The sequence below is a fragment of the Anaerocolumna sp. AGMB13020 genome, assembly GCF_033100115.1.
Taxonomy (GTDB): Bacteria; Bacillota; Clostridia; order Lachnospirales; family Lachnospiraceae; genus Anaerocolumna.
In genome coordinates, this window is record NZ_CP136910.1 from 2,363,699 (window position 1) to 2,384,895 (window position 21,197).

The 21,197-nt window shown below is 38.3% G+C and carries 18 protein-coding genes; 9 read left to right on the forward strand and 9 right to left on the reverse strand.

The annotated features are described in order from the left end of the window. Positions 1-214: 214 nt before the first annotated feature. Together R2R35_RS09380 and R2R35_RS09385 are read left to right on the forward strand one after the other, a co-directional pair. Complete coding sequence (locus R2R35_RS09380; protein ID WP_317734246.1) at positions 215-592, forward strand: BlaI/MecI/CopY family transcriptional regulator; 378 nt, start codon at positions 215-217, stop codon at positions 590-592. A 16-nt stretch (positions 593-608) separates the two neighbouring features. Beyond that, on the forward strand, positions 609-2,147 hold the full coding sequence (locus R2R35_RS09385) for a M56 family metallopeptidase (protein WP_317734248.1): 1,539 nt from the start codon (positions 609-611) through the stop codon (positions 2,145-2,147). Positions 2,148-2,433: 286 nt separating this feature from the next. Here R2R35_RS09385 and R2R35_RS24560 read toward each other — a convergent pair whose 3' ends face one another. Then, positions 2,434-2,604: a transposase gene (locus R2R35_RS24560; protein WP_334309128.1), complete on the reverse strand. Its 171-nt coding sequence runs from the start codon at positions 2,602-2,604 to the stop codon at positions 2,434-2,436. 697 nt (positions 2,605-3,301) lie between these two features. After that, positions 3,302-4,783, reverse strand: a complete 1,482-nt coding sequence (locus tag R2R35_RS09390) for a methyltransferase (protein ID WP_317734249.1) — start codon at positions 4,781-4,783, stop codon at positions 3,302-3,304. A gap of 404 nt (positions 4,784-5,187) precedes the next feature. Between R2R35_RS09390 and R2R35_RS09395 the strand changes: the two genes are divergently transcribed. Together R2R35_RS09395 and R2R35_RS09400 are read left to right on the forward strand one after the other, a co-directional pair. Next, the gene (locus R2R35_RS09395; RefSeq protein ID WP_317734250.1) at positions 5,188-6,327 is read left to right on the forward strand and encodes a sodium ion-translocating decarboxylase subunit beta; all 1,140 of its coding nucleotides are present in this window, start codon (positions 5,188-5,190) and stop codon (positions 6,325-6,327) included. 48 nt (positions 6,328-6,375) lie between these two features. Continuing rightward, positions 6,376-6,531, forward strand: coding sequence for a hypothetical protein (locus tag R2R35_RS09400; protein WP_317734251.1), 156 nt, complete (start codon positions 6,376-6,378; stop codon positions 6,529-6,531). 104 nt (positions 6,532-6,635) lie between these two features. Here R2R35_RS09400 and R2R35_RS09405 read toward each other — a convergent pair whose 3' ends face one another. Both R2R35_RS09405 and nox read right to left on the reverse strand, forming a co-directional pair. Then, positions 6,636-7,682 (reverse strand): hypothetical protein, encoded by a 1,047-nt coding sequence (locus R2R35_RS09405; protein ID WP_317734252.1) that lies wholly within the window; start codon positions 7,680-7,682, stop codon positions 6,636-6,638. Between the two features lie 392 nt (positions 7,683-8,074). Beyond that, the gene (nox, locus tag R2R35_RS09410) at positions 8,075-9,409 is read right to left on the reverse strand and encodes a H2O-forming NADH oxidase (RefSeq protein ID WP_317734774.1); all 1,335 of its coding nucleotides are present in this window, start codon (positions 9,407-9,409) and stop codon (positions 8,075-8,077) included. A 320-nt stretch (positions 9,410-9,729) separates the two neighbouring features. On the opposite strand from nox, the gene R2R35_RS09415 reads away from it, so the two are divergent. From R2R35_RS09415 to R2R35_RS09425, 3 genes are all read left to right on the forward strand, one after another. After that, complete coding sequence (locus R2R35_RS09415; protein ID WP_317734253.1) at positions 9,730-10,752, forward strand: DUF4474 domain-containing protein; 1,023 nt, start codon at positions 9,730-9,732, stop codon at positions 10,750-10,752. A gap of 36 nt (positions 10,753-10,788) precedes the next feature. Further along, entirely contained in the window at positions 10,789-11,676 is an 888-nt protein-coding gene (locus R2R35_RS09420) for a metallophosphoesterase (protein ID WP_317734775.1), read from the forward strand. Between the two features lie 231 nt (positions 11,677-11,907). Further along, positions 11,908-14,097, forward strand: a complete 2,190-nt coding sequence (locus R2R35_RS09425) for a methyl-accepting chemotaxis protein (RefSeq protein WP_317734254.1) — start codon at positions 11,908-11,910, stop codon at positions 14,095-14,097. Positions 14,098-14,244: 147 nt separating this feature from the next. Here R2R35_RS09425 and R2R35_RS09430 read toward each other — a convergent pair whose 3' ends face one another. From R2R35_RS09430 to R2R35_RS09445, 4 genes are all read right to left on the reverse strand, one after another. Next, positions 14,245-15,201: a 2-hydroxyacid dehydrogenase gene (locus tag R2R35_RS09430; RefSeq protein WP_317734255.1), complete on the reverse strand. Its 957-nt coding sequence runs from the start codon at positions 15,199-15,201 to the stop codon at positions 14,245-14,247. A gap of 44 nt (positions 15,202-15,245) precedes the next feature. Then, a complete protein-coding gene (locus R2R35_RS09435) occupies positions 15,246-15,926 on the reverse strand; it encodes a FadR/GntR family transcriptional regulator (protein WP_317734256.1) in 681 nt (226 codons plus the stop codon). An 849-nt stretch (positions 15,927-16,775) separates the two neighbouring features. Beyond that, complete coding sequence (locus R2R35_RS09440) at positions 16,776-17,477, reverse strand: LrgB family protein (RefSeq protein ID WP_317734258.1); 702 nt, start codon at positions 17,475-17,477, stop codon at positions 16,776-16,778. Next, a complete protein-coding gene (locus R2R35_RS09445) occupies positions 17,470-17,823 on the reverse strand; it encodes a CidA/LrgA family protein (RefSeq protein ID WP_317734260.1) in 354 nt (117 codons plus the stop codon). Before R2R35_RS09445 ends, R2R35_RS09440 begins: the two co-directional genes overlap by 8 nt. A gap of 200 nt (positions 17,824-18,023) precedes the next feature. Between R2R35_RS09445 and R2R35_RS09450 the strand changes: the two genes are divergently transcribed. Both R2R35_RS09450 and R2R35_RS09455 read left to right on the forward strand, forming a co-directional pair. After that, positions 18,024-18,941 (forward strand): ATP-binding cassette domain-containing protein, encoded by a 918-nt coding sequence (locus R2R35_RS09450; RefSeq protein ID WP_317734262.1) that lies wholly within the window; start codon positions 18,024-18,026, stop codon positions 18,939-18,941. A gap of 136 nt (positions 18,942-19,077) precedes the next feature. Further along, the gene (locus R2R35_RS09455) at positions 19,078-19,848 is read left to right on the forward strand and encodes an ABC transporter permease (protein WP_317734263.1); all 771 of its coding nucleotides are present in this window, start codon (positions 19,078-19,080) and stop codon (positions 19,846-19,848) included. 105 nt (positions 19,849-19,953) lie between these two features. Here the strand turns inward: R2R35_RS09455 and R2R35_RS09460 are convergent, their stop codons facing one another. Next, a complete protein-coding gene (locus tag R2R35_RS09460) occupies positions 19,954-20,895 on the reverse strand; it encodes an AraC family transcriptional regulator (protein WP_317734265.1) in 942 nt (313 codons plus the stop codon). Positions 20,896-21,197 lie beyond the last annotated feature (302 nt).

The following is a 21,197-nucleotide window of genomic DNA, read 5'->3' on the forward strand; positions in this document are numbered from 1 at the left end:
CTTATGAAATGTATTATCAAATGTTCATTACAAGCTTTTCATGAGTTAATACTCCTCCCATATCTCTAAACCCTATTACTTATAATAAAAGGTAGTCTGCTTTTCTCACTGTTTCCCTCCTATGTAAAATTTAACATTTTACTTGACAACCCCTTCCTACAAGTGTAATCTGTTAATACAGCACAGACTACATATGTAGGAAGGAGGTACTATATTGAATGACCGTAACTGCAAAATATCTGATGCAGAATGGCTGATTATGAAGGTACTGTGGAGAAACTCACCTCTTACGACTACTAAAATAATAGAAGAAGTAAGCAAAGAAGCCAAATGGAATCCCAAAACCATCCATACACTAATTTCCCGTCTGGTAAAAAAAGAAGCGTTAGGTGTTGATAAAGATTCTGGTCAGTATAAATTCTATCCTATTGTGACCAGGGATGAATGCATACAGGAAGAAACCGGTTCTTTTGTTCGTAAAATTTATGAAGGCTCAATCTATAATTTAGTAGCTAATTTTATTCATGATGAGAAAATGACCGCTGAAGAAATGGAAGAATTAAAAAAACTTCTGGACGAAAAACTGAAATAAGGAGGCAGGTGTTAAAATGGATATTGTAATCTTATTTGAACGTATATTCAGGCTTTCACTTATGGGCACTGTACCTGCCATAGGTATCCTTCTTCTAAAAGGTATCTTAAAGGACCGACTCAGTGCAAGGCTTCATTATTATATCTGGTTACTATTGATAATAAGGCTTGCACTCCCGTTTACCTTTGAAAGCCCTGTTAGCTTATTCCCATATCAGCCTCAAAAGGATATGACCGTCACCAGACAGACTCTTACCAGCAGTGAAGCAGCCTCTCCTGTTTATAATAACCCCACAGAAAATGGCAATTCTTCCTTTACCTCCCCTGTAAGCAATGTGAACAATAACCAGCATATGAATATAACAGGTCTTATTTCCTCCAGTATGGTAAATTTTGCTTATCTATGGCTTGCTGGTGTACTGCTGATATGGGGTTATATAATCCTGGTTAATACTTTTTTCTTTCTAAAGTTAAAGAAATATAATCTCTGTACTCAAACAGAAATATTACTTACACTAGCTTACTGCCAAACAAAGCTTCATATAAAAAGTAACGTTTCTATTGTTTACAGTGAACACATACAATCACCTATGGTGTGGGGGGTCTTTCATCCCCGGATTCTCCTGCCAAAAAGACTGCTGCAAACACTAACGCAGGAGGAGCTTAGCTTTATCCTTCTGCATGAGTTATCTCATATTAAGAGAAGGGATTTGCCGCTTCATCTGTTTGGTATGATTATTCAAGGTATCTATTGGTTTAATCCGGTTATATGGTATTCCATGTATAAAATGAAACAGGATTGTGAAATATCCTGTGATGCCTCTGTCCTTGGGGTGTTGACAGAAGAGGATTATAAGAAATACGGACTTACAATCCTTACTATTATGAAAAGAATAAAAGAGCTGCATCTGGTTCCAGGAACCGCAGGATTCGTCAGCAAACAAAATAAAAGGAGAATAATCATGATTACACAATATAAAAAAACATCAGTAAAATGGGCAGTTATTACCTTATTATGCCTAACTCTGTTAACAGGTTGTGCCAGCCTGACCGGTTCAGCCAATTCCTCTGATAAAGAACGTAATGACAGTACAAAGAGTACCGGTTCAGCAAATACAACCACCCCGGAAGCTCCGACTGAAACCCAGAGCAATGATGCTGCAGAAGACGAAAATATTTCTGTCGTTAATACTGTAAGTTTTCAGAAATATTTCGATTTATTGGGAGTAAGTAAGGATACTTTATTAGAAACTCTTGCGGAAGAACCTTCTAAGATAGATGAAGGAGGGTTAGAATTTAAGGAAAACGGAATTAGAATCTGGTTTAATGCAGAATATACCGCTGTCAGCCAGGTCTTCACCGATCGGACAGATATAGATTTTAATGGAGCCAAAATCGGTGATAAGATAGACAGCTTCAAAGCAGTATTCGGTGAACCTGTCAGTGACAATAACGGTGATATGCATTTTAAATACGATAATGGATTTATTTCAGTAAATTATGATACTCAGACAGAAGCAACCTTTGCCGTATATCTTCTGAGTGAAGATTTCTAATTTATCAGTTATAAAACAACTACCACTATTAATAATAGTAGTAGTTGCTATATATAAAATTCAATATATTTATGTAATTCTCAATGTTTATGACTTCTGATTCAATTAAGAATCAGAAGCCATTTTCATAACGCTACATCTTGTGTTTTCATCTATATTCATAAAATCAAATTTGGGGTAAAAAATCAAATCCAGGAATACAAATGTTATGTTAACATACAGAAAAAGACATCATCCAAACACTTTATCACATTTACTCTGCACCTCTAAATGTTATCATAAACCATTAATGACTTTTACCTTTTAAGTATCCCATAAAATCTGAAATACTTATCTTTTGCGGAAATACAACACTTATTTCTCTAACATCTTCCCTGCCTTTCCCATGCAACACTTTCTTTCTATATCTTGAAATAAATACAAAATGGTAATAGCATTTCCATCTCGTAGTGATAATCTTCTATTATCCAAGGATCTCCTCCTGTAATATATTAAGTTTGGCTTTCGGCACCATTCTTACTATATCAAAGGAGGTTTTCTATTGAAATCCTGACCATCTCCAGCTGTTCTCCCCAGCATAGCGTGGGGATTATTACTTTCATTAAAAAAATGCAAGGACACAGGTAAAATGTACAATTTAGAAAGAACGAATGCGTCTATGGAAAGGTATTAGAAGGCCTTTTCACTGAAGATTTTGTGCTATATTATCAAACAGATTGTTTGAGCATAGCGAGTTATCTGTTTGATAATATGTCAAGCACAAACTCTTCAGTGAATTAGGACTTCTTATGCCTTGGAATTGAAGCATGAGTCTTTCTGAATTGTACATTTTACCGTCCCCTTGTGAAGAACTCTCCCTATGTAAAGAACCTCGCCTTGCAAGGAACTGTCCCCATGCAAAGAACTGCCCCCTGTATAGAACTGCTCCCCTGTATAGAACTGCTCCCCTGTATAGAGCTGCTCCCCTGTATAGAGCTGCTCCCCTGTATAGAGCTGCTCCCCTGTATAGAGCTGCTCCCCTGTATAGAACTGCTCCCCTGCATAGAGCTGCTCCCCTGTATAGAACTGCTCCCTTGTATAGAGCTGCCTTGCATCCCCGAGCTATTCATATACAAAATAATATCTCTTCCAGATCATATGGTTATATCATCATCTTAAACTATCTGTAATATAAACAGATAAGCACCTTCTCTTTTTGATATCTCAAATTCCTTTACTATTCTGAAACTCTTGCGGTTATAGAACTTGTGTACATAATCCTTGTTATGGGAATACATTATAATCACTCCGTCCTGATTAAGATGTTCTCCTGCTTTTGCAAAAAACCGCCGGTACAATTCACAGATTTCATTTTCATCTTTATGACCCTGGGCTCTGGGCATATTGGTAATAATCTCATCAAAGAGATACTCATGTTTAAAATCAAAAAAATTCCGGTTAATATAGTAGATAGTGTCTCCGCTTAGGGCTGTATTCTCCTTTGCCCGCTCAATAGCCTGACCAAATACATCCAGACCATACATTGTCCCTGCTTTTACTTCTTTGTTTCGTTCAATAAGCATCGTACCCACACCGCAGAATGGATCTAACACCTGCCCATCTTCTTTCATATAATCTTTGGCAAGTGCTGCAATAAGTGCTGCCATAGCAGGATTTATGCTGGCAGCGATTACGTTCTTGCGATAACTGAATCTGTCGTCCTTTAAGGTGCACAGCTTTATAAGGACGTTAAATCTCCCGTCTCTATTCTCAATAAGCCTTAATTCCCATTCATAATCAGAGGTACTATTGATAAGTTTTCTGCCTGTATTCCGCTCTAACTCTGAAGCAAATTTCTTCGTAAAACTACTGCGCTTATCCAGTTCCATTTTCGCTTTTAATTCTATTCGAAAATAAAAAGGAGGATTTCCCTGGTGTCTTTGCATCAAAAATTCCATCAGGCTGCTCTCTGCCAATGCTTTTGCTCCTGTTACCACATCCCTGTCTACTGATTTTATATCTTTTAGTATAAACAGGATTTCTGTATAGGTTCTGACAGAAAGTACTTTATCCAGGTCGTCACTTTCCACCATGACACCTGCATTAAACTCTCTTGCGTTGATTCCCTGAAGCTCCTTTAAGGTAGCTCCTATATAATTTCTGTTTGTAAGCAGGATAAGGGAGGAGGGGACTTTGTAACCGGTAAATTCATGCTTTTGGGCTCCTTTTACCTTACGGATCAAAGCAGAAAGATGTCGTAGTTCTTCCTCCACATGTTTCTTGTTTCCTTCGGTTATTTCTGTGCTGCTTAAAATATCATATCGTTTCTCCAGCTTCTCTACATAAGAGGAATAGTCAAAATTCTTTAAAGCTGTTAGATAAGCACTTCTGACAAATAACTGCTCCTCGTTTTCATAGGCTTCAAATAAATCATTAAGGGTTTCCGGTATGTTCAGTTCCCCTAAGATCAATGCGGTATTTTTTCTTATTTTAGGATCTTCTTCCTTTAATAAATTAAGTAGTATCTGATAATCTGCCCCAATATAATACAACAGAGCAGTCTTACTATGGGTTTCTTTTAATTCAGCCTTTAATTTTATCAGATTTTCTCTGATATCTGCTTTATCCCTTATTTTATCGAAAGTATCACGTATCATAGCTGCTCCTTATGTTTACTGGTCCGCTCCTATGCAGACTCAGTTATTTCTATTATAACAAAGTCAACTTAAAATGTCAGCCGAATTCCGAAAATGCAGTGGTTTTTCTTCTTTGCTGCCTGTTGAAAAATGTGGTTTTTTATTGACTTCTCCTTATATTTATGCTACTGTTAAAGCTAATCAGATATAGGGGAGTAGTCAGCATGTTTTGGTACAAACTGTGCTTCGGACATGCAGTTAAACCAACAGCCGAACATTAATGTTCTGGTTTAATTTGAAAAGACAAGACCTGTATCCTTCTTTAGGGTACAGGCTTTTTTTATGTCAGAGACTAACATACCCATTATAAAAAAGCAATTATTCACTAACATCAAAAGCTTTACAAGTACGAAGGGAGATTCACAATGGATTTTTTACTAACGGGTATTACTTCCGTAACTGTTCCACAATTAGTCATGTATGCAGTAGGAATTTTGTTAATCTATCTTGCTATTGCTAAAGGCTATGAGCCCAGCTTACTTCTTCCTATGGGATTTGGTGCTATCCTGGTTAACCTTCCGTTATCAGGTGTTATCGACCAGGTGCTTCCGGGTATTGGTAACACCCACGGTATCATACAGTGGATGTTCGAAACAGGTATCGAAGCATCAGAAGCACTTCCTTTACTGTTGTTTATCGGTATCGGCGCCATGATTGATTTTGGACCTCTGTTATCCAATCCTATCATGTTATTATTCGGTGCTGCTGCACAGTTTGGTATCTTTTTAACCTTAACAGTTGCAATCATCTTAGGCTTTGATCTTCGTGATGCTGCTTCCATCGGTATTATCGGTGCCGCAGACGGCCCTACTGCAATTCTTGTATCACAGATACTGGAATCCAAATACATCGGTCCGATTGCAGTCGCGGCCTACTCGTATATGGCTATGGTGCCTCTGGTTCAGCCAGTTGCCATTAAAGCTGTTACGACAAAAAAAGAACGTCTTATCAGAATGCCTTATAATCCCGTATCAGTATCAAAAAGGATTAAAATAGTATTCCCCATTGCAGTAACAATTATTGCAGGTTTTGTTGCTCCTACTTCCGTTTCTTTGGTTGGTTTCTTAATGTTTGGTAATTTACTAAGAGAGTGCGGTGTTCTTACCACTTTATCCGATGCCGCTCAGAACATACTTGCAAATCTGGTTACTCTGCTATTGGGTATCACCATTTCCTTTAGTATGAGAGCGGAAGCTTTCGTAACCTGGCAGACACTGTTAATCCTTGGTCTTGGTCTTATCGCTTTCGTATTTGATACAATAGGCGGTGTTATGTTCGCCAAATTCGTCAATCTGTTCCGTAAGAACAAGATTAACCCTATGATTGGTGCTGCGGGTATTTCCGCATTCCCTATGTCAGCTCGTGTAGTTCAGAAAATGGCTATTAAGGAAGACCCTACAAACCATCTTCTGATGCATGCTATCGGCGCAAATGTATCCGGTCAGATTGCTTCCGTATTAGCGGGCGGTATTATTCTCAACCTGTTAACTACTATCTTAAAATAGACCGCTGTCATAAATGAACCCACTGTCTTAGGATGAAAGGAGTCAGACATGAATTTTAGTATAGAAGATCTTTTGATATCACTTAATATTATGTGGAAAGGTATGTTTAGTATATTTGTTGTTATTATAATAATTACTTTGCTTGTCATGCTTTTTCAATGGTTTGAGAGAAACTTTCTGGATAAGAAGAAAGATAAACAGTAATTTCTATGTAAACCAAGTATAATATTATATAACATAAAGGCTGTATTCAACCGTTTCGTCCAGGTTTGATACAGCCTTTTATAACAGCTCCTGCTATATTCAAACTATTTAACAGCGTCATTCTCATCCTTTACACAGTCCTCAGGGTTAATCCTTATCTGCTCCCACTCTCCTCCGCCTGCCTTTCGGAATTGGGCAATCTCTATATCCGTATCATTTGTTAATTGATAATATACCAGTAGATAGTCCAAACCATCATTTCCCTTAAAAGATATATTCTTTATATACCCTTCCTGCTTCACTGGATACATTTTTTCTATCAGCTCGCACCATTCTCCATAGCGCACTTTTACAGACATTTCAGCATCATATGCCCAGCCATGATAAGGTGCGCACAAATAGTTTTCACCATGGAATTCAAGATTTGATATCTTATATTCACCCTTCTCCTCTTTAAGGTCTACAAAACCATAATAATATGCGAAACTCCCCTGATTTTTTTCATTTCCCTCTATGGTTTCCAGCTCTACAAAATAACGCTGTAGATTCTCTTTCTTATCATAAACTGGAACACTGTGGTATTTTATTAGATTGATATGCAGGATGTTTTCAAATGTCTTTCGGTACTGTTTATAGCTCAAACGGTCTCTATATTCATCGTCAAGAAAATTATAGGCTATCGGATAGGGGATTTCTGCATTTCCAAGTGTTCCGCAGCCTGCTGATTTCCCTTTTTCAATATTGGCAGCTTCCCGTAAGATGCTGAAGTAATTAAGGATAGTATCTTCCGGAGTCTTAAAAAGGTCAGAGGGCAGTATTATATCTGATGGCTTTTTGTCATAATAATCATCTATAAAATTCCAGTCAAAACGAGTATTTAATACCGGGAGACTGGAAGGCCTGAAATACGCTTCCAAATCCGGTTCTTTCTCCTCTTCTGAACCTCCAGCCCTGACAAGACTCTCCTCTTTTATTTCTTCTGTATTCTCTATATGTACCATATCATAATATTTTCCGCCCATGACCATTGTATTTGCGTGCTTTTTTTCTATCGACCTGCTAATAAAAAAATAGGATATCAAAAGCAGCACCAACAAAAAACATAACAGTATTACCACATGTTTTACTCTGCCTGTGAATGGATTTTTCATTGCATTTAACCTCCGCTATTTGCTTACCTATCTAATACATATGTCTCAGTAGACCCATAAAGACACTTAATAGTAACTTTCTATAGCTCTAATAAACTATCCTCCGACAATTATACTCTCTGTAAACATTCGTATGACATGTGTTCCGAATACTTTCTGAATTGACGTTAAAAAATACACCTTAAATATCAGATGGATCAAATAAGGCAGATAACTTTTACCTTACCACACTGAAAGCTACGAGCTTTTCTATGTGTGGACAAGGAAAATCAAAACCTTCTGATACTCTAATATTTAGGGTGTACTTACTAAGATATTAATTCAATTAATACTGAATTTATTTGCATTATTACTATAATTACAAGCTTAAATTTTTACTCTGGAAACTAATATCACGCCTGCTGTGCAGCTAAAGCTATATAGCTGTAGGGCTGGTTAAAATGCGGAAGGAAAAATAAATCAACCAGTTTTAACTTATCAATGGTCACCTTTTCTTGAATAGCCAGAGAAAACATATGAAGTCCCATGGATATATCATACTCGGAAGTCATCTGCGCTCCTAATACTACTCTGGATTTCTTATCATAGACAATCTTAATCTTAACCTTATGATTATTCTCCTCCATAAATCCAGGCTTCTGGTAATCCTCATAATCAACTGCAGCTGCATTCAGTCCAAGCTTCTCCGCTTTCGCCAGGGTAAGTCCTGTAGAGAGCATATTAACGCCCCAGATGCTGATACCATTAGAGCCTTGAACACCACCTGACTCCAGTTCTTTACCGCAGCTGTTATTTCCGGCAACTATACCTGATCTAACCGCATTAGAGGCAAGTGCAATGTAATTAACCTCCTGTATGGAATTATCATAAACGGTAGCACAATCACCTACGGCATAAACTCCTTTCACACTGGTTTCCTGGTGTTTATCTACCAGAAAAGCACCATTTTTGAACAATGCAAGCTTTGAGTTTCCAAGTGCTGTATTTGGCTTGAAACCTATTGCCATAATAACCATATCTGCTTTATATTCGGATTTATCAGTGATTACCTTTTCAACCTTCTCTTTGCCTTCAATTCTTTGTACTGTTTCTTCAAAAGCAACCTTAACCCCGTGTTTTTTAAGGTTTTCTCTCATAATGTCTGTGAAATCTTTATCATAATATCCGGACAGGCAGGTTTCTGCACAATCCACCAAGGTTACTTCCTTGCCGCAGCGAACGAAGGCTTCTGCAAGTTCAACTCCTATATATCCTGCACCAACAACCACAACCTCTTTCACCGTTTCGTCTTTTAATTTCTCAATTACCTCTTCTGCATTCTGGTACAGTTTGACCAATTGTACATTCTTTAAATGAATGCCTTCAATATTAGGAACAATAGGCACTGAACCGGTAGCCAATATTAGTTTATCATAGCTTTCATGATATTCTGTACCGTCTTCACCTTTTGCATGAACGACTTTGTTCTCATAATCAATAGACTCCACGGGCGTCTCCATGAAGATTCTAGCCCCTTTATTTTCTAGCTTCTCTTTATTGGAATAGAACAATCCTTCTGGTCCGCTAATTTGTTTTCCAATCCATAAAGCCATTCCACAGCCTAAGAAACTTATATTGGAATTGGAATCAAAAGCTGTTACTTCATTGCCTTTAAAATTATCAAGTATTGTATTAAGCGCAGCTGTTCCAGCATGATTTGCTCCTACTACCACTATCTTACTCATAATGTTACCTCCCGAGGATAATTTATTTATTTAATTTTAATACGGCACTTTTCTTGTCTCTTCTGCCGCAGAGATGCTAATCTAACTTACAGCCTCATTGTAATCCAACTTTGTTAATTTTGCAACTAATAATTGTTATTATTATCACAAAATATTTCATTAACACCCTGCCCACCTTCGGAATATGATAATATAGCATATTCTCTATATTATGCATATTTTTACGATATAAGTTGAATTTTTGCCTTAAAAAAGAGTTGTCTCTAACTATCTGGAATTCGTTTGTTAAATTCAACTTAAATATAATCGGAAGGAGTCCTTTTATGAAGAAACTTGATAGAAAGTATTATCCATCTTTCAGCAGATTATTTATAAAGAAAAAAACTTTAAAGAACGAAGTAAAAGAATCCTTATCCCTTCCTAAGGTCAGCGCCGCCAGTTTCGAAACAGAGACTGAGCTGGGGCTACTCCTCGCTGATGCCCAGGCCAATAAACTTATTGATCTCAACAAGGAGCTGGCCCCTTTCGGCTTTGCATATTACCGTCCTCAGAATATGTTCTATTCCCTGATGAATTGCTGGCAGCGTGAATGCGGTTACTGCAGACTTTATGATGAAGGCTGTGCTGCCTTTAGCATGATAATAGACTGTGAACCAATATATTTTGATTATGAAGGTAAGAAGTGGATGATTGAATTCTGGAAAGGTCAGTATGGTATGACTACAGGCTGTGAAATCGGTATTTATAATACCACTGTACCTTATGTTGACATTCCGGGTCTTTTTTACGGACCTTTCTTCGAATGTGCTTCTGATGAAGAGCGTATGCCTCTGGCTTTTACACTTATTAAGAAAGACAAAGTTCTTTTTTATCGCAGCGACCTTCATTGGTGGCTGACCGGTTTCCGTCTTGGTGAGTTTTCTGAGCCGGAAGATCTGGTTATGCATGCCCAGTTAACGCTGAAGAACAAGGAAATGCGGGATATCTTTATTGAAGCCTTAGTAAAAACCGGCTATAAAAGAAATGAAATAGACTATTCAGGCAATACAGTAGGTTTCGTATTTGATAAACCCCGTTCCAAACAGCCGCTTACAAGAAATGCCGTTATGGATTTCATTATGCAAACCAACAATAAACGGAATTGTTATGCATATAATGAAGCAACGAAACGTATTGGAGATCCTCTGGATAAATTCATATTGGTTAAAAATGAAGCCCCTAAAATGTATAACAAGATACTCAATATCAGAAATACACCGGATATCTTTAAGGATTATAAACGCCTGCAGCAATATAACGCTGAAAGCAAAGCTGCAGCTCTTAGTGCAAAAGAGCATAAACAGTAATATATACGGCTGGGATGGGAGGTGTTATATTTGTCTGTGGATAAGAAACTGACTGATGCTTATTTAAATGCAGAAGAACTGGTACTAAAGAAAAATACCAAGATTGTGCTTATCAGTGACTGCCACAGAGGAATCGGTAACTGGGGTGATAATCTGTTTAACAACCAGAATCTGTATTTTGCCGCTCTGTCTTATTATTATGATAAGAACTTCATTTATATTGAATTAGGGGATGGGGATGAGCTTTGGGAAAACAGATCGGAAGAGGATATAATATCTACTCACAGCTATGCATTCTGGCTGATGTCCAAATTCTATGAAAGTAAGCGTTTATATATGCTTTATGGTAATCATGATATTGTAAAAAGAAACCCGTCCTTTGCCAGAGAACACTTTAACACCTTTTATGATGAAAGCTTAAAGAAGCAGGTTGCTTTGCTGCCGGATATCCGTATCAGGGAAGCTCTCGTTCTTCGAATAGCCAATACAAACCACAAAATTTTACTGGTACACGGACATCAGGCCGATTACTTTAATGATACCTTATGGCGCCTTGCCCGATTCCTGGTGCGTTATTTATGGAGACCCTTTGAACTTATTGGAGTAAAAGATCCGACCAGTGCCTCAAAAAATTACAATAAGAAGGAAAAGGTTGAAAATCATCTTATTAATTGGACAAAAAAACACAACAAAATGCTGATTGCAGGTCATACTCACAGACCTTCCTTCCCTGCTGTAGGCGAACCCTTGTATTTCAATGATGGCAGCTGTGTTCATCCCAGATGTATTACCTCCATTGAGATTGAAAATCAATCCATTACCCTGGTTAAATGGTCTGTGAAAACAAGACCTGATCGTACTTTGTATGTTGAACGTACTCCACTTGAAGGCCCTGTTCCGTTAAAAAATTTTTTTTCACCCTGATAAGAGGGTTCCTCTGGCTGAAATGAATATCCTGTCTAGGTAGGTTTATTCATTTCAGCAGTTGTCTATTTAAGTTCCTTTTACTCTTTTGTTTCACTCTTTTTTCACAACTTGTACATATTAGTTACATAATCATCTGTTATTCTTTTTCCACTATTATATATTTTCAGACAGAAAGGGACAAAAAGGGCATCCTGATAAAAACCATGCCCTGGCGTAACAGGTGGTTGAATGAAAGATAACAACAAATCCAGAGAGAAAAGATACCATACTCTCTCAATTAAAGTAAAGATTTCTCTGCTGTGTGCTTTCTTTATCATAATTGCATCTGCAGTGAATTTTACGGCTATTAACAGGGTCTCAAAAAATACGATTACAGATAATACCAGGCTAACAATGAAGAATCTGGCAGACTCTTACAATAAGAATATCAGCGAGTCCGTAAGCTCTATCGGTAACTCTGCTCAATTTCTGATGCAGTCCCAGGAAATCAAAGCACTGCTGCAATCCTCAGGTACCACTGATACGGAAAGCATCGAGAACTATGTTAATATGTTTATGAATATGGATACATATCGTACAGGAATAAGTCTTGTAAATACAGGAGGTACCATTCTATATAGTACCGATGCTTCCTTAAACGGCACAAGTATTTCTGACGAAACCTACTTTCAAAATACCCTTGCCAGTGGTACAAGCTCTCAGAGCAATGTTTTTGTTTCTGATACAGAAAGTACACCGCTTGTTACCTTTATCATTCCTTTTCGTAACGTGGAATTCAGCCAGGGACCGGAAGGCATGCAGCATGAGGGCGATGCTGCGGCTGTTCCCTCAACCGAGATAAAAACAGAAACACCTATGGCTGATAATAACCAGAACAGCAAGAATGACACCAGTCAATCAGAGGCAGAAATTATTGGTTATATCACAGTTACAGTTAAGGTTACAGAATTTAACAACCTGTTAGCTGATATTACTTTATCCGGTATGGATACAGCATATGCATATCTTTTAGATACCGATGGAAACGCTGTTTATTATCCTGATGACGAAGTAGTCGGCACTAATCTGAATATAGATTCAATCACTACACTGACCAAGGACATCCAGTCCGGCAATATCTCTGAGACAGGTACACTTACTTATACTTATGATGGCAAGAGTACCTTCGCTTCCTATAGTATCCTCCAAAACAGCCGTTGGATTCTCGTTCTTGCCGTAGAAGAAGCAGAGATCATGGCTCCCTTACAAAAAGCAACCGTTACTTCATTGGGTATTACTCTGATACTTACAATAATACTCAGCCTGTTAACCTACCTGTTTGCCGGAAGTATTTCAGGCCCCATAAAGAAACTTACAGGTTACATCAACAAAACCGCAGGACTTGATTTTACTGATGACACTGCCTTCCAATCTATTCTTGACAACAAAGATGAAACCGGTGAAATGGGAAGGGCTATTGAAAGTATGAGAATCAGCCTTAGAGGAATGATAGAAAAGATCGGTCTGGCTTCGGATAATATGCTGACTACGGCAGATGGACTTAACAGGATAACCCTATCCGTAAATGACTATGCCTCCGACAACAGTGCTACAGCTCAGGAATTGTCAGCCAGTATGGAGGAGACCGCCGCAACCACAACACTTATCTGCAATAACATCACTAATATTGAGCATCACTCCGAGTCAATTTATTCCAAAGCAAATGATGGAATCGCGAAATCTTCTCATTTAATTGACCGTGCTACAAATCTGAAGGCTGCAACAGAAGATGCGGTTTTCAGAACCAGAGAAATCTATGAACAAGTAAAATCCGATACCTCTCTGGCTATCAAGCAGGCTGAGGCAGTAAATAAAATTAACTCATTAACCAATGTTATAAAAGAAATTGCAGATCAGACTACACTGCTTGCGTTAAATGCTTCTATCGAAGCCGCCAGAGCAGGAGAAGCTGGCAGAGGTTTTTCCGTTGTAGCCGGAGAGATAGGCTCTCTGGCAGATCAGTCTGCAGGTACTGTTAACAGTATTAATGCCATAACTGCAGAGGTTAATCAGGCGGTAAAAGCGTTGACAGAGAGTCTAAACCACTCCCTTTCCTTTCTGGAGGATTATGTTCTTACTGACTATACGGATTTCCTGGAGACCAGTAAAGAATACAGTCATAATGCCAAAGATATCAATGAGGCTCTGGAATCCATACACGGAGGAATTGACCTGTTAAAAGAAGAACTTAAGAATATTAGCACTTCTGTAGGTGAAATCAATAACATGGTAGAGGATTCCTCTGCCGGTGTCAGCGATGTAGCCGCAAGGGATACCGATATCGTCTCACTAACCTCCGACACCAGAAAGATGGTAGAAAGTAATCGACGCAATGCTACTGAACTCGATGCTGTGGTAAAATCCTTTAAATTATACTAGAGTCTGTAAACTCACGATCGTTCTCAATACCTCACTTTGCGTGATTAGCATTACGTAAATTACTCATAATTCAGTATCTGATATATATGCCTGTGAGACGAAGAAAAAACTGGTGATCTAAATAGAGAAGGGTAAAAAATATTCTATTTAATTTACCTTGTTAACAGGCTTTCCTTCCAGGAAGGCCTGTATATTCTCAGCAAGCATATCAATTAGCCGTTGTCTGGTCTCAATGCACTGCCAGCCTATATGAGGTGTCAGGATACAATTAGATAGCTGAAAAAGCGGATTATCCGAAGTGCCTGGCTCCTGTTCGAGTACATCCAGCGCTGCTCCGGCAATTACTCTGTTCTTAAGTGCCACCACAAGGTCCTTTTCTTTGATAATCGCTCCTCTGGAAGTATTGATAAGGTAAGCCGAAGGTTTCATTAGTGCAAGCTTCTCCTGATCCATCAAATATCTGGTGTCCTCATTTAAGGGACAATGTATCGTTACAAAATCACTATTTGTGAGCAGTTCCGTCAGAGAGACAAAGCTCACATTTTCCTCCTGAAAGTCTTTCGGTGTTCTACTGAACACCAATACCTTCATTCCAAAGAAAACAGCTGTCTTAATTACTTCTCCCGCAATCTTCCCAGCTCCGATTACCCCCAGGGTCTTACCGGCTACTTCACTGTGATTCAGCATCATATACTTCGTAAAATTATCATACCTATTCTCTTTCAGCATGTTCTGCTGCGCGGTCAGCGAAGAGCTTAAGGATAGAATAAAGGTAAAGGTAAGCTGTGCGACAGCTTTGGAACTATAAGCAGAAATGTTACATACAGCTATGTTTTTCTTCTTAGCAGCTTCCAGATCTATATTATTATAACCGGTACCAGCCTCACATATCAGTTCCACAGTTGAAGGAAGGTTTTCAATGATCTCCTTTCCCAAGGGCAGCTCTTTTGTAATTAATATATGACTTCCCTCTGCCTTTTTACAGATTTCCTCCGGTGCTGATTTCTCAAAAAAAGTGATTTCTGCTGCTTTTTTTAATTTGCAAAAATCTAATTTTTTGTCATAGTCTACTTTTTCATAGTTTAAGAATACTGCTTTTTTCATATTATCACTCTTGCCTTTCTCATATTCATCTATTTCGTACAGGTTCAGTTATATGTGCTTAACAAGTGCTCTGACATTGCCTTTATGGCTTCTACGCTATCCTGCTGTTCAATTGCATGGATGATATTTTCATGCTGCTTATAAAGTAAGCTTTTATTCTCAGGATTTTTAAACATGATGCTGCGGGTATTAATGATATACTCTTCTACCAAAGCTGAGACTGCATACATAGTGTAGCATACCAGTTTGTTTCCTGATGCTTCTATTACCTTATAATGCAATTGTTTGTCAATGGCTGCACTCACGCTTTCATTCTCCGAAGTTTTCAGCTCACAAAGCAATCTCTTCATTTCCTCCAATTGTTCCTCACTTCTTCTGAGCGCAGCCTCTCCAGCTGCCTGAGGCTCCATCATCTGACGAAATTTAATCACCTCATCGATATTGCTGCCATGAAGGAGAAAAGTCAGGGACAGAGGCTCAAAGAAGCTGTCCTCAAACTGCTCTTTGATATAATTGCCTCCTCCCTGTCTGGCTTCCATAATACCCAGCATCTCAAGGGCACGCAAGGCTTCTCTTATGGAAGTCCTGCTGACCTTTAGCTGTTCACACATCTCTCTCTCGGAAGGCAGCTTATCCCCACACTTTAAATCCCCTTGTCTTATAAGCTCTTTGATCTGCCCGATAACCTGATCAAAAACTTTTGTGTTTTTTATCGCTTCAAACATCACCTTCTCCTTCCGATATAATCCCCAAAGTACTTCTCTAAAACTTAAATAATGTATTCATATCCTATATAAAAAGATTTAACTGTTTCTAATTATTTAAATATTGGTATGCTTGCAATTATTCACAAAAATGTCCAATATGTTTATTCTCTTAGAAATCCTTATTTAAAAACATACTTTCCAACCACATACTCAAATGCCTCTCTTAAAATACGCTCTAAATCATGTTGTTAAATTGTGTTTCTAATTCATGTTCTTGATCCATGCTCATGATTCATCTTCTTGATTCATGTTCTTGGTTCATCTTCTTGGTTCATCTTCTTGATTCATCTTCTTGGTTCATCTTCTTGGTTCATCTTCTTGATTCATCTTCTTGGTTCATCTTCTTGATTCATCTTCTTGGTTCATCTTCTTGGTTCATCTTCTTGGTTCATGTTCTTGGTTCATGTTCTTGGTTCATCTTCTTGATTCATGTTCTTGATTCATCTTCTTGATTCATCTTCTTGGTTCATCTTCTTGATTCATGTTCTTGATTCATCTTCTTGATTCATCTTCTTGATTCAAATCTCAAAAAGTCTTGTTCCAATAGGATTTCAGGCAGATTGTACAAAACAGAAAGAACGAATGCGCCTATGGAAAGGTATTAGAAGTCCTTTTCTCTGGATATTTTATGCTATATTCTAAAACAGATTGTTTGAGCGTTAGCGAGTTATCTGTTTTAGAATATGTCAAGCATAAAATATCCAGAGAATTAGGACTTCTTATACCTTGTAATCGAAGCATGAGTTTTTTCTGTTTTGTGCAATTTGCCGTCCCCTTTCTACCAAACCAAACCAACTATCCCCATACCTATAGAAAAATTAAGAATAACTTCCATATAACAGGAGCTAGAACAACCGTAACAATACCAGACAACGCCATTGTTAACCCGCTCATAGCGCCTTCAATCTCTCCAAGTTCCATAGCCCTTGCCGTTCCCAATGCATGAGAAGAAACCCCCATAGCAATTCCCACAGACACAGGGTCCTTCATTTTAAATAACTTAGCAAGAAATGGACCGATGACTGCTCCCAATATTCCAGTCAATATAATTGCAACTACTGTAACAGCTGGAATTCCTCCAATCTGGCTTGACACCTCCATACCAATCGGTGTCGTAATAGATTTTGGAATCAATGATTTAGTCAATACCTCAGAAAGGCCAAAAACCTTTGACAAAAGGATAATACAGCTGATACCTAATACATTACCGCTTAAAATACTGACAACAATAGGCAGTGCATTTGCTTTTAACAAATGAAATTTACGATAGATTGGTAATGCCAAGGCTACCGTGGCCGGGTACAGGAAAAAAGAGATGAGCTGTCCCCCCTTACTATAATCCTCATAGGATATATTGAAACTCGTAAGAACTAATATTACCAGCAGCATCGCAAGCAATAGCGGATTACATATGGATAATCTGGTCTTCTTCTGAATCAGGCTGGCTACTTCATATGCAGCCAGTGACAGAATAACTCCAAATAAAGGCGACTTAATAATTTCACTCATTGATAGCTTCCTTTCTGAGCAGCTTTGCTATGTGCGCGGTTACAATCCAGATAACCCCCGTTGAAATTACAATAACTGCCAGAAAGCCTGCCAGCTTTCCCCTTATCAGGCCAAAGGAAGTCATCAGCCCAACACTTGCAGGAACAAAAAGAAACGCCATATGTGATAGCAAAAAGTCGCAGACCTCTTCTATCATGTGAACCTTAAGAATTCCGGTATGCAATGCAAAAAACAATATCATTATACCTATCACAGAACCTGGTACCGGCAAATGAAATATCTCCTGTATTACCTGCCCCGCAAAATAGATACCTAAAATAATCAGCAACTGTCTAAGATACTTCATAACATCATCCTGCCTTTCTACTCCGTCAATCAAATTGGTATATTGGTCATACCACTTTAAGTTAGTGTAGCACCAATCCGTCAGAAGCGCAATAGAAAATAAAAGGATAATTTTAGGTTTTTCTAATGTGTTTTTAATTCTTGTATGGTAATATATGTATTGTTGTAAAATTTCAACAGAAAAAGCAGGAGGATATCAAAATGGAATATGTACTGCAAACAAAAGACCTCACAAAGGTGTTTGGTAAAAGAACCGCAGTAAGTGGTCTGAATCTCAACGTTTATAAAGGTGATATTTATGGATTTATCGGCCGAAACGGTGCCGGTAAAACTACATTTATTCGAATGGTAGCTGGTCTTGCCCGTCCCAGCAAAGGATCAATTCAGTTATTTGAAAGTGATGATTTAGATACACAAAGAAGAAAGACAGGCACAATGATAGAGAATCCAGCAGTCTTCCCTCAAATGACTGCAAAGCAGAATCTTCATTATTATTGCAGATTGCTAGGGCTTGACCCCGCAGCAAAAATACCTGAGATGTTAAACCTTGTAGGTTTATCTGATACCGGTAAGAAGAAAGCAAAGAACTTTTCCCTGGGTATGAAACAACGGCTTGCCATAGGTATCTCTTTGCTTGGCGATCCGGAATTTTTAATGTTAGATGAGCCGATTAACGGACTTGACCCTACCGGCATCAAAGAAATCCGTGAGCTGATCCTTCATTTGAACAGGGAAAGAAAGATTACTATACTCATCTCCAGCCATATTCTTGGAGAGCTTTCCAGGATAGCTAACCGTTATGGTGTCATTAATAATGGAGTTATGGTAACAGAGTTTACCAATGAAGAGCTGGAACAGCGCTGTTTAGGAGAACTGGAAATAAAGGTTGATAAAACCGATGAAGCAGTAAATATAATCACCGGAATGCTAGAGAAAGACGCCGTTAAGGTCTTGGATGAGCATACGATACGGGTATCCAAGAATCTGGAAAAGGCGGGTGCCATTAATACTGAACTTGCCAAAAATGGTATAACTGTTAATTCCAGTTCAATTGTCGGTCAGGATTTAGAAGCATATTTTATGCAGCTAATGGAGAGTACTGAGAAAAGTTATGTTTAGAAGGTTATGAACTGCTCTCTCTTTCATTACCAATAACAATTTATCAATTACAGATCAAAGTATAGCAAATCAGAGACTATTACTCTATACTTACTGATTTGCTCCGTGTACAGTAGGTACACAGATGGGAGTTACTATGTCTAATTTATTGCGTTCTGATTTTTATCGTTTGTTTAAAAGCAAGTCCTTTTATATTTGCATGGCCGTGGAGGCCTGTCTCTTTATCCTGGGTATCGTGGTGTTATATCTTATGCAGAACTCAGATCCCACTATGGTAATTACTGATCCCTCAAGCGGAATTGACTACGGTATGAGTGCTTTATTCGGCAGTGATCTTATTATGCTGATTGGGATTGTTGTAGGCATATTCGTAACCGCAGAATTCAGCCATGGAACTATGAAAAATGTAGTATCAAAAGGGTACTCAAAGGTTTACATATACCTTTCCAAACTGATTACTATGATAGTTGCCTCTTATATATTCATTGCTGCCGTTCTATTAGTGGGAACGATCAGTGCAACAATTGTGACCGGTAATCTGGGTGATTTTTCCGGTGATTATGTAATCTGGATGTTTAAGACACTTGGTATAGAAATGCTCTTATATGCAAGTGTTACTTCCTTATTTCTGATGCTTTCTATGGTTGTAAAAAATCTTGGCGGAGTCATTGCAATAAATATTATTTACGCTCTCATGGCAGAACGTTTGATTTTCACCTTACTCCAATATGTTGTTAAAAGCAAAATTAAATTCACAGAATACAGTTTGTTAAACAACATCTCTTTCTACGCTTCAGATGCAGCCACCGGATCAGACTATTTAAGGTCAGCTATCGTTGGCCTCGTAGTATTAGCAGGAACCACCGTGCTGGGAATCTGGGCCTTCAAAAAATCTGATATAAAATAGCAGAAAACGAAAAACAGCCATTTCAGCTATTGGGAGTATATACATAACAGATAATCTATAATCTGTGTACTGCATAACTCCTTGCTGCTATGACTGTTTTTTATTTTACATCCACCCGGTAAATTCCAGAATGGTTGCCTTTGAGGATTTGGCTTCCGATTGCAGCGTGGTGTTTCTCCACACTCTGGGAGACGAACCGGTAAGCTTTGTAAAACATCGGTTAAAACTTGAGATGGAATGAAAGCCAACCTGACCTGATATACTTAAGATACTGTCCTCTGTACTTCTAAGAAGTCTGCAGGCTTCATCAATTCTTGTACTGTTTAAGAAATCCAGGGGTGCTGCACCCATTATGGAGTGAAAGGTTCTTCTGAAATGGCTTACACTCAAATGGCACATATCGGCTAAATCTTCTATTGTTATTGGCTGCATATAATTTCTGTGTATAAAATTTATGGCATCCGCAATAATTACAACACTTTCGTCTTTTGGCTTATTCTTAGCAGTATTCTGATTCTCAGCACTGTGAATACGCAGAAGTTCAGTATACAGTGAAAGCATCAGTCCCTTGACACTTGCCTGGTAGTTGAATTTCTGCTCCTTTAACTCATCCGCGATTGTCTTTGCCAGAAAATACACCTTGGGATATTCCTGCTTATTCATAATATATTTGTAATGCCTGATAGGCGACATGGGACTTTCAAAATTTTCTACGGAATCTCTGAACATATCTCTGAAAAGTTCTTCCGGATCTACAAAGATATATACCCAAAGGCTCTCTTCTCCCGGAGAACTAAAGGTGGTATGGGGGATGTGCCTTGGTATACAGGTTACATCTCCTTCTTTGAAGGTATGGGGAACACCTTCAATATCTATAATTCCGCTTTCCGCCAGACAAATACCAATTTCAAGACAATTATGGAAATGCAGGTTAGAGCTTTTCACCTCTGATATTCTCCAACGTTCGCCGGACAATAGCAATATAGGGAAACTTAGTGGCAAATTGTAGTGGCGGTATTCAACGATCGATCTCTTCTTTCTCGGCATAAGCTGCATCCTTTCTATAATAATCCTGATAGATAATTTATGGCCTGGGGACAGATGTGTATAAAACGTGTTCATGTTCTTGTTGCTCAGGTCGGAATTTCGGAGCAAGCTCCAAATTCCTCTCTACGCTTTCATTATAACATGAACAAAATGCATGTTCATGTTCTTGTTGCTCCGGTCGGAATTTCGGAGCAAGCTCCAAATTCCTCTCTACGCTTTCATTATATCATAAATAATCATATTCATCAATCAAATTCCGCTGAATTGGGTGATTATTTTTGTGCATTATGCTCATTATTTCC

Bases quoted from the DNA above. Each gene is read 5' to 3' on its own strand.
- R2R35_RS09405 (WP_317734252.1), bottom strand. From the start codon at position 7,682: ATGAAAAATCCATTCACAGGCAGAGTAAAACATGTGGTAATACTGTTA.
- R2R35_RS09415 (WP_317734253.1), top strand. From the start codon at position 9,730: ATGAAGAAACTTGATAGAAAGTATTATCCATCTTTCAGCAGATTATTT.
- R2R35_RS09435 (WP_317734256.1), bottom strand. From the start codon at position 15,926: ATGTTTGAAGCGATAAAAAACACAAAAGTTTTTGATCAGGTTATCGGG.
- R2R35_RS09395 (WP_317734250.1), top strand. From the start codon at position 5,188: ATGGATTTTTTACTAACGGGTATTACTTCCGTAACTGTTCCACAATTA.
- R2R35_RS09385 (WP_317734248.1), top strand. From the start codon at position 609: ATGGATATTGTAATCTTATTTGAACGTATATTCAGGCTTTCACTTATG.
- R2R35_RS09400 (WP_317734251.1), top strand. From the start codon at position 6,376: ATGAATTTTAGTATAGAAGATCTTTTGATATCACTTAATATTATGTGG.
- R2R35_RS09455 (WP_317734263.1), top strand. From the start codon at position 19,078: ATGTCTAATTTATTGCGTTCTGATTTTTATCGTTTGTTTAAAAGCAAG.
- R2R35_RS09440 (WP_317734258.1), bottom strand. From the start codon at position 17,477: ATGAGTGAAATTATTAAGTCGCCTTTATTTGGAGTTATTCTGTCACTG.
- R2R35_RS09445 (WP_317734260.1), bottom strand. From the start codon at position 17,823: ATGAAGTATCTTAGACAGTTGCTGATTATTTTAGGTATCTATTTTGCG.
- R2R35_RS09390 (WP_317734249.1), bottom strand. From the start codon at position 4,783: ATGATACGTGATACTTTCGATAAAATAAGGGATAAAGCAGATATCAGA.
- R2R35_RS09425 (WP_317734254.1), top strand. From the start codon at position 11,908: ATGAAAGATAACAACAAATCCAGAGAGAAAAGATACCATACTCTCTCA.
- R2R35_RS09460 (WP_317734265.1), bottom strand. From the start codon at position 20,895: ATGCCGAGAAAGAAGAGATCGATCGTTGAATACCGCCACTACAATTTG.
- R2R35_RS09450 (WP_317734262.1), top strand. From the start codon at position 18,024: ATGGAATATGTACTGCAAACAAAAGACCTCACAAAGGTGTTTGGTAAA.
- R2R35_RS09430 (WP_317734255.1), bottom strand. From the start codon at position 15,201: ATGAAAAAAGCAGTATTCTTAAACTATGAAAAAGTAGACTATGACAAA.